The following is a 13,607-nucleotide window of genomic DNA, read 5'->3' as shown; positions in this document are numbered from 1 at the left end:
GGAGGTGATCGCTGTGCGAGATAGCGATCCTCCCAGTCGTGGCCGGGCCGAACGTCAGCCCCGCTGAGCCACGACTCAGCAGGTGAGCTGACCCAGCTCCGCTCCCCGCCTCCGCACGGTCACCCGGCCCCTCGCCGGTCGCCGTGCCGCGCCGCCCGCAGCCGGGCGGTCCGCCGGGAGCCGCCCGGTCACGACTTCGTGTGCGCGTCCTGATCCACCCCCCTGCGGTCCGCCCCCGCACGCGCGGACCGTCCAGTCGCCACCCGGAGCCGTCCATGAGCCGCTACGTCGCCCCGCTGGGCTTCACCCTCGCCGCCGTCTGGGTGGCCGTCGTCTTCGTCCTGGCCGGCGGCGGCGCCCACTGACCGCCGCTCGGCAGCCGGCGGCGGCGCCCACTGACGGCCGGCCGGCGGCGCCCACCGACCACCGCCGGCCGACGGCAGCGCCCACCGGCCGAGCGGCCGTCGGCAGCGCGCACCGACCGTCACCGGCCGTCGGCGGCGCCCACCGACCGCCGCTCGGCCGGCGACGCGGATTCACAGCATCCGGGACGACCACAGCAGGCTGAGGGCGCCCGCGCAGAGCGCCAGCAGCAGGGCCACGCCGGCGTACCACTGGGTGACCTCGCGGGGCTCCGTGCGGAACCCGATCGAGCTGCCCATGTCCTGGTAGACCTGCTTGAGCTCGGCGACCGAGGCCGCCTCGTAGAAGTAGCCCTCCGTGGCCTCGGCCAGGTCGGCCAGGGCCAGCCGGTCGACCGGCACCCGCTGCAACTGACCCCCGATGTCCACCTGGCCCGAGTCGGTGCCGAAGGCGATGGTGGAGACCGGCACGTTGGCCGCCTGAGCGGCCGCGGCGGCCTCCTCCACCGACCGGCCCGAGGTGCGGTAGCCGTCAGAGAGCAGCACGATACGCGCCGGCGGGACCCCCGCCGCGCCGTCGGCCGGCACCGACCGGATCGCCTCCAGGCAGGTGAAGACCGCCTCCCCGGTCGCCGTCGCCTCGGCCAGCACCAGCCCGTCGATCGCGCTGGTCACCGCCTCCCGGTCCTTGGTGGGCGGCACCAGCACGTTCGCCGCCTTGGCGAACGACACCAGCCCCAGGTTGTAGCTCTCCGGCAGCTCGCCGACGAACTGCTTGGCCGCCTCCTGCGCCGCCTCCAGCCGGTTCGGCGACACGTCGTCGGCCTGCATGGACAACGACACGTCGATGGCGAGCATGACGGTGGCGCGCTCCAGCGGCTCCCGAGTGTCGACCGCGGGCCGGGCCAGCGCCGTCGCCAGCACCAGCAGGCAGAGCAGGAAGGCGGTGGCCGGGACGTGCCGCCGCCAGCCCAGCCCCTTCGGCGCCAGGGTGCGCAGCAGGTCCACGTTGGTGAACCGCATCGCGTACGCCCGGCGGTTGCGTTGCCGCCAGACGTAGAGCGCGGCGAGGGCGAGCACCGGCAGCACGGCCAGCAGCCACCACGGTTGCAGAAATCGGATCATCGTGTCGTCCCCCTGGTGCGGGCGTGCCGCTGCGCGGCCACGAAGCGCACCATGTCGAGCAGCCAGTCTCGGTCCGTACGCAGCCGCAGGTGGGCCGCGCCCGCGCCGCGCAGCGCGGCGGAGATCTCCGCCCGCTGGGCGGCCGCCGCCTCGGCGTAGCGGTGTCGCAGCAGCGGGTCCGCGGTCTGCACCTCGTGCAGGCCCCCGGTCTCCGGGTCGACCACCGGCAGCACCCCGACGTCGGGCAGCTCCAGCTCCCGCGGGTCGACCACCTCGATCGCCAGCACGTCGTGGCGGACGCGCAGCTTGCGCAGCGGCCGGGCCCAGCGGTCGGTCGGGGCGAGGAAGTCGGAGATGACCACCGCCACCCCGCGCCGCCGGGGCGGCCGGTTGAGCATGTCCACCAGCGTGCCCAGATCGCTGCGCCCCGGGCGGATCTCGGTGCCGGCGATCGCCCGCAGCAGCCCCTGTGCCTCCTTGCGGCCGGAGCGGGCGGGCACCCGGGTGAACACGTCCGGGCCGGGGACCGGGGGCGCGCCGCGCCAGCGGCGCGCCGGAGCGCTCGTGCCGCCGCCGCTGCCGATCACCGCCCCGATCCGGTTGCCGCCGCGCACGGTCAGGTGGGTCAGCGCCGCCGCGGCCGCCACCACGACGTCCCGCTTGAGCCACCGGCCGGTTCCGAAGTCCAGGCTGGCCGAGAGGTCCACCGCCAGCCACGTCTCCAGCTCGCGGTCGGCCACCGTACGCCGCACGTGCGGCATCGTCGTGCGGGCCGTCACCGGCCAGTCCATCCGGCGCACGTCGTCGCCGGGGCGGTATTCCCGGGACTCCCCCGCCTCGCTGCCCGGCCCCGGCAGCAGGCCGGCGTAGTCGCCCTGGAGCAGGCCGTCGAGTTTGCGGGTGACCAGCAGTTGCAGCCGCGACAGGACGGCTTCGGTACGGTCCGAGGGGGTGTCGGCGGGCCGACGGACGGGTGAGGTCACGGCCGCTGCCCGGGCCAACCGGCACCGGGCGGCGTGGCGGTCGGCGTCGGTGTGGCCTGCTGGCGGGGCGCGACCGACGGCAGCGGGATCGTGGACATCACCCGGTGCACGACGTGGTCGGCGGGCACGTCGTCGGCGAGCGCGTCGTAGCTGAGCACCAGCCGGTGGCGCAGGATGTCCGGCGCGATGTCCTGCACGTCCTGCGGCAGCGCGTAGTCGCGGCCCCGCAGCAGCGCCAGCGCCCGGGTGGCCCGGACGAGGCCGAGCGAGGCGCGCGGGCTGGCGCCGTACTGGATGAGCTGGGCGACGTCCGGCATGCCGTGCTCCGCCGGGGCGCGCGTGGCCAGCACCAGGCGGACCGCGTAGTCGACCAGGGCGTTGTGCACGAACACCTGGTCCGCCTTCCGCTGCAACGCGACCAGGTCGGCGGTGGTGAACACCGGTACCGGCTCGGGCGGGGCCACCCCCATCCGGTAGACGATCTCCCGCTCCTCGGCGTCGGTCGGGTAGCCGACGACGATCTTCATGAGGAAGCGGTCCCGCTGCGCCTCGGGCAGCGGGTAGACGCCCTCCTGCTCGATCGGGTTCTGCGTGGCCATCACCAGGAACGGGTCGGGCACCCGGTGGGTCTCCCCGCCGATGGAGACCTGCCGCTCGCTCATCACCTCCAGCAGCGCCGACTGCACCTTGGCCGGCGCCCGGTTGATCTCGTCGGCGAGCAGGAAGTTGACGAAGACGGGGCCCAGCTCGACGTCGAACTTCTCGCTCGACTGCCGGTAGATGCGGGTGCCCATGATGTCGGCCGGCACCAGGTCGGGGGTGAACTGCACCCGGGCGAAGGAGCCACCGACGACCCTGGCCAGCGTCTCCACGGCGAGCGTCTTGGCCACCCCGGGCACGCCCTCCAGCAGGCAGTGGCCCCGGGCCAGCAGCGCGACGAACATCCGCTCGACCATCCGATCCTGCCCGACGATCACCCGCTTGATCTCGAACAGCGCCCGCTCCAGCAGGGTCGCGTCCTCGGCCGGCGTGGTCGCCGGCGCGGATGTCTCCGGGCGCGTCCCGTTGGGCGTCGGGGCGTCGGGCGTGGTCGGCTGGGCCACCGGTCCTCCACAGCATGATCGGTTGTCGCGCGGCGTGGTGCGTACCAAGACTCGCATGCCCGGCTGAGTGCCGAGGTGGGGAGAACCCGATTTTCGCCGCGCCGCCCCCGCTCGCCGGATCGCCGGGCCGTTCCGCCACGCCGTTCCACGTGGCGGAATCGTCGCTCACCGGGTGGACACCGACGGGTCCGGCGCGTGTACGATTCACCCCGTCGCCGGGCGGCTCCCCCCGTGGCCGCCCGGCGCTCAATCTCCCGTCCCGCCCTAGAGTGGGCCGGATGAGCGACCCCCTCCCCACCGACGAGCCGCTGATCTGCTCGTCGCGCGGCTGTCGTGCCCCCGCCCGCTGGGCGCTGCGGTGGAACAATCCCCGGCTGCACGACGCCGACCGGCGCAAGACCTGGCTCGCCTGCGCCGAGCACCGCTCGACCCTCGGCGACTTTCTCGACGCCCGTGGCTTCCTCCGGGAGGTCGTACCGGTGGCCGGATCGCCTACGCTCGAAGGGTGAGCGCGCACAACGGATTTCTCCGGTGACCGGTGCCGAGTTCGCCGGCCCGCCGCCGGCGGCGCCCCGCCCCGCGGCGGGCCCGCTGGAGCCGTGGCCGGACACGGTCCGCTGGCAGACGATCTCGTCGGACCTGATCTGGGTGGAGCTGCTGCGGCTGGCGATGCTGCTGGGCGTGGTCCTGCTCGGGCTGGGTGTCGGCTGGGCGCTCAGCGGGGCCTGGCCCGTCGGCGTCGCGTTCGGCGTGGTGCTGCTGTTGGGCGCCCTGCGGGTCGTGACCATCGTCCGGGCCGTACGCGCCTGGGGGTACGCCGAGCGGGAGGACGACCTGCTGGTGCGGCACGGGCTGCTGGTGCGCCGGCTCTCCATCGTGCCGTACTCCCGGATGCAGTTCGTGGACGTCAGCGCCGGGCCGCTGGAGCGGGCGTTCAACCTGGCCACCGTGCAGTTGCACACCGCGGCGGCGGCGAGCGACGCCCGGGTGCCGGGGCTGCGCCCGGCGGAGGCGTCACGGCTGCGCGATCGGCTCACCGCGCTCGGCGAGGACCGGGCGGAGGGGCTGTGAGCGACCCGGCCGGCCCCGCGGCGGACCGGACGGACCCGCCCGGGCTGGCCGCCGCCGCGCCGGCCGGACCGGATCCGGCCGCCGCCCACGCCCCGGACGGCCCGCACCCGCCGCCCGCGTTCACCGGGCCGGCGCCGGCGGGCACGGCGGCCTCGTTCGCCGGGCCGGCGCAGGTGGGCAGGGCGCCGGAGCCGCACGAGCCCCGGCAGCGGCTGCATCCGCTCAGCCCCGCGCTGCACGGCGCGAAGTCGCTGGTCGTGGTGATCGCCGGCCTGTCCTGGTCGACGCTGTCCCGGGTCGGCTTCGGCTGGTTCGCGCTGATGGCGGTCGTGCTGGCGCTGGGCGCGACCGTGCTGGCGGTGGTGAGCTGGTACCACACCGGCTACCACGTGGTCGGCCGCGAGCTGCGGGTGCACGAAGGGCTCGTCTGGCGGCGCACCCGGGCGATCCCGCTGGAACGGCTCCAGGCCGTCGAGGTGGTCCGCCCGCTGCTCGCCCAGCTCACCGGCCTGGCCGAGCTGCGGCTGGAGGTGGTGGGCGGGGGCAAGACCGAGGCGCCGCTGGCATACCTGAGCGTCGCCGACGCGACCGCGCTGCGCGGGCGGCTGCTCGTCCTGGCGGGGCGGGCACAGGCCGGCGGGGTCGCGGCGGAGGCGGAGACGGGTGCGGCGCCGGCGGAGGTGTCCGCGCCGCCCGGCCGGCCGCTGCACACCGTCCGCAACAACGACCTGCTGGTCAGCCAGTTGCTGACGCCGCAGGCGTTCATGATCCCGTTCGGCGTGGCGTTCGTGCTGGCCCAGTTCCTCTCCGAGGACTCGTGGTCGTTCATCGCGGTGGCGAGCACCCTCACCGCCATGGCGGGTGTGCTGCTGCAGCCGGTGCGCCGGGTGCTCGACGACTGGAACTTCCGGCTCGCCCGCGACGAGGGCACGCTGCGGATCCGCAACGGGCTGCTGGAGACCCGCGCCCAGACGGTCCCGCTGGACCGAGTGCAGACCGTCGGGGTGAGCTGGCCGCTGCTGTGGCGGGTCAAGGGCTGGCTGCGGCTGCGCCTGGAGGTGGCCGGCTACTCCGCCGGCGAGGGCGACGACCGTAACCGCCCGGACCGGCTGCTCCCCGTCGGGGACCTGCCGACCGGCGAGGCGATCGTGGCCGAGGTGCTGCCCGGGGTGCGGCTCGCCGCGCTGCCGTTGAGCCCGCCCCCCGCGCGGGCCCGCTGGCTCAACCCGCTGAGCCGGGACGTGCTCGGCGCCGGCCTGGACGACCGGGTCTTCGCGGTGCGGTCCGGCCTGCTCACGCGGCAGGTGGCGCTCGTGCCGTACGCCCGGATCCAGAGCGTGCGGGTGGTGCAGGGGCCGGCGCAGCGGCGGCTGGGGCTGGCGACGGTGCACGCCGACACCGCCGGCGGGGCCGGCGCGGCCGCCCGGGACCGCGACCTGGCCGAGGCGTGGGCCCTGGCGGCGGAGCTGACCGACCGGGCGCGCGCCGCCCGGCGGGCGGGCTGACCGCCGCCCGGGCGACCACGGCCAGCAGACCACCGACCAGCAGGTGCGGGCAGACGCGCCCGGCGGTCAGCGCGTCGCCGGCACCGCCGGCGGTTCGGCGGGGGCCGGCGGATCGGCCGGCCCGGCGTCGCTGCCGGCGGGCTGCCGGCGGGCCCGGCGGGCCGCCCACCAGCGCTCCGCCAGGCCGACCGCCAGGAAGGTCATCCCGACGTACGCCCAGCCGACCAGCACGTCGATGACGTAGTGCTCGCCCGAGTAGACCAGCGTGAAGGTCATCGCCAGCGGGTACGCCAGCAGCAGCGGCCACCAGCGGCGGCGGGTCTGCCGGATGAAGAACAGCACCACGAACAGGGCGAACGCGGTGTGCAGCGACGGCATGGCGGCCACCGGGTTGGAGGCGATCTGCCCGGCGTTGAGCAGGTTGCCCGCGCCGTGCATGCCGAACGCCTTCCAGCCCCGGGTGGAGATCCGGGCGACCTCCTCCAGCAGGCCGTTCTGCGCCGCCCACCACGGCGGGGCGGCCGGGTAGAGGAAGTAGGTGACCAGCCCGGTGGCGCACAGGAAGCCCCAGCGGCGCATGAACGCCGCCCAGCGCCCCCGGTCGCGCAGCCAGAGCACCGCCGCGGCGGCCAGCGCCACCACGAAGTGGGAGAAGTAGACCCAGCTCACGAGGACGTCCCACCAGTGCACCTCGAGCCGGTAGAGGTGCTGCTGGAGCCAGACCGTCGGCACCTCGCCGCCGGTCGCCCAGCCGAACATGACCCGGTCGGCGACGATCAGCTCGTACGCGTGCGGGGTCGCGCCGTTGTCGGCGAAGCCCCGGGAGAGGTTGTAGACCGCGAGCAGCAGCACCACCGGCACCCAGTCCCGGGCGAAGCGCAGGTGGCTGCGCCAGGGGCGGCTGCTGTTCCAGGCGATCGTCGCCGCCCAGATCCACAGGAACGCGTAGGCCGGGTCGGTCGGCAGGCCGATGCCGAGCCAGCCGGCGACGAAGGCGACCCCCCAGACCGTCATCGCGACCACGCGCCGACGCCCGCCGTCGGGCGAGGCGGGTGGGCCGGTCCGGGCGGGGGGCTGGGGGTCGGTCGCGACAGACATCGCGGTCAAGGTTAACGGCGCGGGCGGCATCCACCGACGCCGACCACCACGCTCCCGCGCGGGCGGCCCGCCACCGGGTGCCGTCTCGTCTAGGCTCTGACCATGCAGCAGCAGCCGGAGCCCGCCCTCACGCCGGGTCTGACCGCCCGGGTGGAGCTGACCGTCACCGACACCGACACCGCCCAGGCGGTGGGCTCCGGGGACGTGCCGGTGCTGGGCACGCCCCGGGTGCTCGCCCTCGCCGAGGCCGCCACCGTGGCGGCCACCGCCACCCGGATGCCCAGCGGGTCGACGACGGTCGGCACCCGCGTCGAGCTCGACCACCGCGCGGCCACCCCGGTGGGGCGGACGGTGGTGGCGCAGGCCCGGCTGGCCGCGGTCGAGGGGCGACGCCTGCACTTCGAGGTGAGCGTCAGCGACGGCGACGAGACGGTCGCCGAGGGCCGGGTGGAGCGGGTGCTGGTCGACCGGCAGCGCTTCGTGGAACGCGCCGCGCGGTCGTCATGACCGCCGGCTTCACGCAGGTCGCCGACGGGGTGCACGTGCTGCGCGAGCCGCTGCTGCACGTCAACGTCACGCTGGTCGTCGGCGACGGGGCGGCGCTGCTGGTCGACACGCTCTCCACCGCCGGGCAGGCCGCCGAGCTGGCCGCCGCCGCCCGGGCGGTCACCACCCACCCGTGGACGGTGGTGAACACCCACCACCACTTCGACCACTGCTTCGGCAACGCGACCCTCGCCGCCGACCCGCCGCGCCCGGTCTACGCCCACGAGGTGGCCGCCGCGGCGATGCGCGAGGAGGCGGACCGGCTGCGCCGGGAGGCGTACGAGGAGATGCGCGACGAGCACCCCGCGCTGGCCGAGGAGCTGCCCGGCACCACGCTGCTCGCGCCCACCCACACCGTGCACGGCGAGACCGTGCTCGACGTGGGCGGCCGGCGGGTGGTGCTGCGCCATCCCGGTCGCGGGCACACCGCGGGCGACCTCGTGGTGCACGTGCCGGACGCCGACGTGCTCGTCGCCGGCGACCTGGTGGAGCAGAGCGGCCCGCCCGCCTTCGAGGAGTCCTACCCCCTGCAGTGGCCGGACGCCCTGGCCGAGCTGCTCCGGATGACCACCCCGGCGACCGTCGTCGTGCCGGGGCACGGCGAGCCGGTGGACGCCGCGTTCGTCCGCGCGCAGCACGCCCAGCTCGTCGAGCTGGCCTGGCTCATCCGGGCCGGGCACACCGGCGGCGCCCCGCCCGAGCGCGTCGCCGCCGAGGCGCCCTTCGGCGCGCGCCCCGCCCTGCACGCCGCGCGCCGCGGCTACGCCGAGCTCGACGGCACCGCCTGAGGGCGCCGGCGGGCGGCCTCCCACCCGTCGGCGACCGGACGGAACGGTTCCGGGTCAGCGGGCGAAGCGGGCGAGGACCTCGGCGCGGGTGGGCATGGCGGTCGCGCCGCCCGGCGACTCGCAGACCAGGGCGGCCACCCGCAGCGCGAAGGCCACCCGCTCGTGCCAGCCGGCCGGCGCGGCGGGTTCGCCGTCGGTCAGCAGGTCGGCGACGAGCGCCCCCATCACCGAGTCGCCGGCGCCGGTCGCGTCCACCGCTTCCACCTTCGGGGCGGGCACGCGTACCGGATCGGCGCCGGCGGCGGCGACCACCGCGCCGGCTGCGCCGAGGGTGACCACGACGGTGCCCGCGCCGAGTTCCCGCAGGTACGCCGCCACCCCCTCCTCCGGCTCGCCGGGGTAGAGCAGCTTCGCGTCGGCCGCGCTCAGCTTGACCAGGTGGGCGCCGGCGGCGAACTCGGCCACGATCTCGCGCAGCCCGGCCAGCGCGGCCGGCCCGTCGAGCAGCCGGGGTCGCACGTTGGGGTCGAGGACCCGCAGGCCGCCGGCCAGCGCCCAGGCCCGGCGAGCGGCGGCCAGCACCGACGGCTGGAGCAGCACGATCGACCCGCAGTACAGGACGTCGGCGCCCGCGACCAGGTCGGCGTCGAGGTCGTCGGGGCCGAGCAGGCCGTAGGAGGGCGGCTCGCCGTAGAACCGGAAGTCGGGCTCGGGCCCGGCGAAGGTGGCCACCGCCAGCGCGGTCGGGGCGGCGACGGTGACCGCCCCGGCCAGGCCGACGCCGGCCCCGGCCAGGAAGTCGCGGATCCGCCCGGCCAGGGCGTCGTCGCCGAGCGACCCGACGAACTGCACCGCGCCGCCGAGCCGGGCGACGCAGACCGCCACGTTCAGCGGCCCGCCGCCGACGGCCTGCCGGTAGACCGGCTCCCCGTCGCACTCGGTGTCGAGCAGGTCGACCAGCGCCTCACCGAGCACCACCGCGTAACCCATCCGCTCCCCCTCGTCCGCACCGCGCGCCGACTCAACGTGTCGCACCAGGCTGGCACAGTACGCGCCATGATGAACACCGAAGCCGCCGTGTCGGCCTACTGGACGGCGTTGGAGGCGAGGGACTGGGACACCCTCGCCGGCCTGCTCGCCGACGACGTGGTCTACCACATGCCGCAGACCCGCGAGCGGATCGTCGGCCGGGAGTCGTTCCTGCGCTTCAACCAGGAATACCCCGGCGACTGGCATCTCGCGGTGACCCGCGCGGTCGCCTCGGGCCGGCACGCCGCCACCTGGATCACCTGCGCCTACCGGGGCGAGCAGCTCCCCGCCACGAGCTTCTTCGACCTCGACGACGCCGGTCTGGTCCGCGAGATCACCGAGTTCTGGCCGGCGGCCTACGAGCCGCCGCCCGGCCGCGAACACCTCGCCGAGCGTTACTGACACATCGAGAAAGGGCTATTGCGCGCCGTCCCGCCCGCGTGGTGGGATGGCGCATGCCGGGCGGTGCGGGGGCTGCCGTGCCGCCGGCGCCGGGTTCACATCCACGCGAGGGCACCGGCCCGCGAGAACGGGCCGCCGACGGCGCACGTCCGCCGGCCATCCGCGCCGGGGCACGTCCGCCGCGACCGTCGTATCCGCTCGTGCAGCGGGGCGGCCGGCGCTGCCACCCCGCGTCACCCGCGGGACGCCCGCGTCCCGCGAGTCAGGAGAACCCGTGTCCCACCGATCGCGTACGGCCGCGTTGCTCACCGCGGCCGCCACCCTCCTCGTGGGCGCCGTCGCCCTGACGGCGGGGCCCGACCCCGCCGCCGCGCACGGCGCCGCCATGACCCCCGGCAGCCGGACGTTCCTGTGCTGGAAGGACGGCCTCACCGCCACCGGCGAGATCAGGCCGAACAACCCCGCCTGCTCGGCCGCCGTGGCGCAGAGCGGCGCCAACTCGCTCTACAACTGGTTCAGCGTGCTGCGCTCCGACGCCGGCGGCCGGACCGTCGGCTACATCCCGGACGGCAAGCTGTGCAGCGGCGGCAACACCGGCTTCGCCGGCTACGACCTGGCCCGCACCGACTGGCCGCTGACCCACCTGACGGCCGGGGCGCGGATGGAGTTCCGCTACAGCAACTGGGCCCACCACCCCGGCACCTTCTACTTCTACGTGACGAAGGACAGCTGGAGCCCCACCCGCCCGCTGGCCTGGAGCGACCTGGAGGAGCAGCCGTTCCTGACGGTGACCAACCCGCCCCAGCGGGGTGCGGTCGGCACCAACGACGGGCACTACTACTTCAGCGGCAACCTGCCGGCCAACAAGAGCGGCCGGCACATCATCTACTCGCGGTGGGTCCGCTCGGACAGCCAGGAGAACTTCTTCGGCTGCTCGGACGTGACCTTCGACGGGGGCAACGGCGAGGTGACCGGCGTCGGCCCCGGCGGCACGCTGCCGCCGCCCACCACGACCCCGCCGCCGAACCCGACCACGCCCCCGCCGAGCCCGACCACCCCGCCGCCGCACGACGGTGACTGCATGGCGGTCTACAAGGTGGTCGGCTCGTGGAACGGCGGCTTCCAGGGCGAGGTCACGATCATGAATCACACCGCCTCGACGTGGTCCGGATGGACGGCGAACTGGACGTGGCCCAGCGGGCAGAGCATCAACAGCCTGTGGAGCGGCACGCTGGGCGGATCCGGTTCCTCGGTCACCGTGACCAACGCGGCCTGGAACGGCACGATCGCCCCGGAGGGCACCACGACCTTCGGCTTCGTCGCCACCACCAACGGCACCAACACCCTGCCCACGGTCACCTGCTCCGGCCGCTGACCCGACACCCGCACTCCCCGGCCCGGGCCCTGGACCCGGGCCGGGCGCCGACCCTGAAGCGATCAGGAGGTCTGCGTCACCACCGACCGTTCCGGTGACGCAGACCTCCTGATCGACGACGCGGGCGGGCCCGGAGGCGGGGTGGTTCAGCGGACCATCGAACCGACCACCGGCTTGGTGAGCAGGGCGGACTGGTTGCGCTGGATGCCCGGGTCGAGGGTCTTCGCCACGAAGATGGCGTGCCAGATGCAGAAGATCAGCACGGTCCACACCTTGCGGGAGTGGTCGGCCTCCTCCCGCTTGTGCTCCTCCAGCAGCCGCATCGCGTACGACAGGTCGAGCAGGTCGCCCGCGCCGGAGGTGGCCAGCACGTGCCGGGCCCACTCGTACATCTCGCCGCGCAGCCAGACCCGGGTGGGGGTCGGGAAGCCGAGCTTCTTGCGGTTGACGATGGCCGGCGGCACCACGCCCTGCAGCGCCTGACGCATCGCGTACTTGGTGGCGTCGGAGCGCGGCGGGAGCTTCAGGTCCACCGGGATCCGCGACGCCACGTCGAAGACCTCCCGGTCCAGGAAGGGCACCCGCACCTCCAGCGAGTGCGCCATCGAGATCCGGTCGGCCTTGACCAGGATGTCGCCGCGCAGCCACGTGTAGAGGTCGACGTACTGCATCTTGGTCACGTCGTCGAGTTCGGTGCACTCCGCGTAGATCGGCGCGGTGACGTCGGTGTAGCGCACCGAGGGGTCGTAGCGGCGCAGCAGGTGCTGCTTCTCCTCCTCGGTGAACATCCGGGCGTTGCCGTAGTAGCGCTGCTCGATCGGGGTGGTGCCGCGCTCCAGGAAGCTCTTGCCCTTGACGCCCTGCGGGATCGCCTTGGAGACCGCCCGCAGCCCCTTCTGCACGCCGCCCGGCAGGCCGTTGACGCCGCTGAGCGACAGCGGCTCGCGGTAGATCGTGTAGCCGCCGAAGAACTCGTCGGCGCCCTCGCCGGAGAGGACCACCGTGACGTGCTCGGCGGCCTTCTTGGCCACGAAGTACAGGGGCACCAGCGCCGGGTCGGCCACCGGGTCGTCCAGGTGCCAGACGATCTTCGGCAGCGCCTCGATCATGTCGTACGGCCCGATCTTCGTCGGGATGGTCGTCACGTCGAGGTGTCGGGCCGAGTCCTGGGCGACGTCGATCTCGGAGTAGCCCGGGACGTCGTAGCCGACGGTGAAGGTGAGGATGTTCGGGTTGAACTCGCGCGCCAGGGCGACCACGGCGGTCGAGTCGATGCCGCTGGAGAGGAACGAGCCGACCGGCACGTCGGAGCGCATGTGCATCCGGACGCTCTCCCGCAGCGTCTCCCGGATCTCGTGGTAGAGCCGCTGCTCGTCGGAGACCGGGGTGGGCCGGAACACCGGCCTGTACCACCGCCGCACGTCGATCCGCCCGCCCGGGGTCCAGGTGAGGTACTCCCCCGAGCCGATCCGGTTGATCCCCTTGTGCAGGGTGCCGGGCTCCGGCACGTACTGCAGCGTCAGGTAGTGGCTGAGGTTGGCGGTGTCGATGCCGGCGTCGCCCTGGTAGTTGGAGTGCGCGAAGGGCAGCAGCGCCTTCTTCTCCGAGGCGAGGTAGAGGCCGTCGGCGGTCTCCAGGTAGTGCAGCGGCTTGATGCCGAAGTAGTCCCGGCCGCCGAAGGCGCGGCGCTCCTGCCGGTCCCAGATGACGAAGGCGAACATGCCGCGCAGCCGGGTGAGCACCTGCTCGCCCCAGAAGTGGTAGCCGGCGACGATCACCTCGCCGTCACCCGCGGTGGCGAACTGCGCGCCGAAGTTCCGGATCAGCTCCTCGCGCAGCTCGATGTAGTTGTAGATCTCGCCGTTGAAGGTGAGCAGGTAGCGCCCGTTCGCGTAGGACAGGGGCTCCTGGCTCGAGGCCACGTCGATGATCGCCAGGCGCTTGTGCGCGAACACCCCGTCCGCGTACCGGCCGGAGGCGTCGCCGACCACCTCGACACCGGTCTCGTCCGGTCCGCGGTGGTGCAGGCATTCCAACGCCCCGGCGATGTTGTCGCGGTGGGCGGCGGCGTCGCCGCGCGCGCTGAAGAAGGCCAGGAGTCCGCACATGGTGGTCATCTTTCCACGCGCCCCGACCGGGCGTCGCGGCACCGCAGCCTCTTCCGTCCCGGCCCACGCGGCGGGCGTACCGGGGCGCCCGGGCCGCCGAGGCGCGGAGTAC

13 protein-coding genes are annotated in these 13,607 nt (G+C 74.6%); 7 read left to right on the top strand and 6 right to left on the bottom strand.

The features are described 5' to 3' along the window. Positions 1–536: 536 nt before the first annotated feature. From GA0070606_RS25980 to GA0070606_RS25970, 3 genes are read right to left on the bottom strand one after another with little or no spacing between them, the layout of a single operon-like run. Positions 537–1,487, bottom strand: a complete 951-nt coding sequence (locus GA0070606_RS25980; RefSeq protein ID WP_091105364.1) for a VWA domain-containing protein — start codon at positions 1,485–1,487, stop codon at positions 537–539. After that, positions 1,484–2,488 carry a DUF58 domain-containing protein gene (locus GA0070606_RS25975; protein WP_091105362.1) on the bottom strand — a complete coding sequence of 335 codons (1,005 nt, stop codon included), beginning with the start codon at positions 2,486–2,488 and terminating at the stop codon, positions 1,484–1,486. Before GA0070606_RS25975 ends, GA0070606_RS25980 begins: the two co-directional genes overlap by 4 nt. Next, the gene (locus GA0070606_RS25970) at positions 2,467–3,573 is read right to left on the bottom strand and encodes an AAA family ATPase (protein ID WP_091105359.1); all 1,107 of its coding nucleotides are present in this window, start codon (positions 3,571–3,573) and stop codon (positions 2,467–2,469) included. The genes GA0070606_RS25975 and GA0070606_RS25970 overlap by 22 nt, the downstream gene beginning before the upstream one ends. A gap of 278 nt (positions 3,574–3,851) precedes the next feature. Here GA0070606_RS25970 and GA0070606_RS25965 point away from each other — a divergent pair, with 278 nt between their 5' ends. The 3 genes from GA0070606_RS25965 to GA0070606_RS25955 are packed head-to-tail and all read left to right on the top strand — an operon-like array spanning position 3,852 to position 6,149. Further along, positions 3,852–4,082 carry a hypothetical protein gene (locus GA0070606_RS25965; protein WP_091108197.1) on the top strand — a complete coding sequence of 77 codons (231 nt, stop codon included), beginning with the start codon at positions 3,852–3,854 and terminating at the stop codon, positions 4,080–4,082. Positions 4,083–4,104: 22 nt separating this feature from the next. Beyond that, the gene (locus tag GA0070606_RS25960) at positions 4,105–4,644 is read left to right on the top strand and encodes a PH domain-containing protein (RefSeq protein ID WP_091105357.1); all 540 of its coding nucleotides are present in this window, start codon (positions 4,105–4,107) and stop codon (positions 4,642–4,644) included. Between the two features lie 44 nt (positions 4,645–4,688). Continuing rightward, the gene (locus GA0070606_RS25955) at positions 4,689–6,149 is read left to right on the top strand and encodes a PH domain-containing protein (RefSeq protein ID WP_176737580.1); all 1,461 of its coding nucleotides are present in this window, start codon (positions 4,689–4,691) and stop codon (positions 6,147–6,149) included. A 66-nt stretch (positions 6,150–6,215) separates the two neighbouring features. On the opposite strand, the gene GA0070606_RS25950 is transcribed toward GA0070606_RS25955, so the two are convergent. Beyond that, a complete protein-coding gene (locus GA0070606_RS25950; protein ID WP_245724807.1) occupies positions 6,216–7,247 on the bottom strand; it encodes a phosphatase PAP2 family protein in 1,032 nt (343 codons plus the stop codon). A gap of 96 nt (positions 7,248–7,343) precedes the next feature. Between GA0070606_RS25950 and GA0070606_RS25945 the strand changes: the two genes are divergently transcribed. Then, positions 7,344–7,754 carry a thioesterase family protein gene (locus GA0070606_RS25945; RefSeq protein WP_176737579.1) on the top strand — a complete coding sequence of 137 codons (411 nt, stop codon included), beginning with the start codon at positions 7,344–7,346 and terminating at the stop codon, positions 7,752–7,754. Continuing rightward, positions 7,751–8,581 carry an MBL fold metallo-hydrolase gene (locus tag GA0070606_RS25940; RefSeq protein ID WP_091105352.1) on the top strand — a complete coding sequence of 277 codons (831 nt, stop codon included), beginning with the start codon at positions 7,751–7,753 and terminating at the stop codon, positions 8,579–8,581. The genes GA0070606_RS25945 and GA0070606_RS25940 overlap by 4 nt, the downstream gene beginning before the upstream one ends. A 54-nt stretch (positions 8,582–8,635) precedes the next feature. Here the strand turns inward: GA0070606_RS25940 and GA0070606_RS25935 are convergent, their stop codons facing one another. Then, on the bottom strand, positions 8,636–9,571 hold the full coding sequence (locus GA0070606_RS25935; protein ID WP_091105348.1) for a PfkB family carbohydrate kinase: 936 nt from the start codon (positions 9,569–9,571) through the stop codon (positions 8,636–8,638). 66 nt (positions 9,572–9,637) lie between these two features. Between GA0070606_RS25935 and GA0070606_RS25930 the strand changes: the two genes are divergently transcribed. Then, positions 9,638–10,012, top strand: coding sequence for a nuclear transport factor 2 family protein (locus GA0070606_RS25930; protein WP_218106053.1), 375 nt, complete (start codon positions 9,638–9,640; stop codon positions 10,010–10,012). A gap of 274 nt (positions 10,013–10,286) precedes the next feature. Then, positions 10,287–11,387 (top strand): lytic polysaccharide monooxygenase, encoded by a 1,101-nt coding sequence (locus GA0070606_RS25925; RefSeq protein ID WP_091105343.1) that lies wholly within the window; start codon positions 10,287–10,289, stop codon positions 11,385–11,387. 146 nt (positions 11,388–11,533) lie between these two features. Here the strand turns inward: GA0070606_RS25925 and asnB are convergent, their stop codons facing one another. Then, positions 11,534–13,495 (bottom strand): asparagine synthase (glutamine-hydrolyzing), encoded by a 1,962-nt coding sequence (gene asnB / locus GA0070606_RS25920; protein WP_091108194.1) that lies wholly within the window; start codon positions 13,493–13,495, stop codon positions 11,534–11,536. Between the last annotated feature and the right edge of the window lie 112 nt (positions 13,496–13,607).

The sequence above is a fragment of the Micromonospora citrea genome (genome assembly GCF_900090315.1).
Lineage (GTDB): Bacteria > Actinomycetota > Actinomycetes > Mycobacteriales > Micromonosporaceae > Micromonospora > Micromonospora citrea.
The sequence above is the reverse complement of the archived record's forward strand: the minus strand, read 5'-3'. Positions and strand labels throughout refer to the sequence as shown.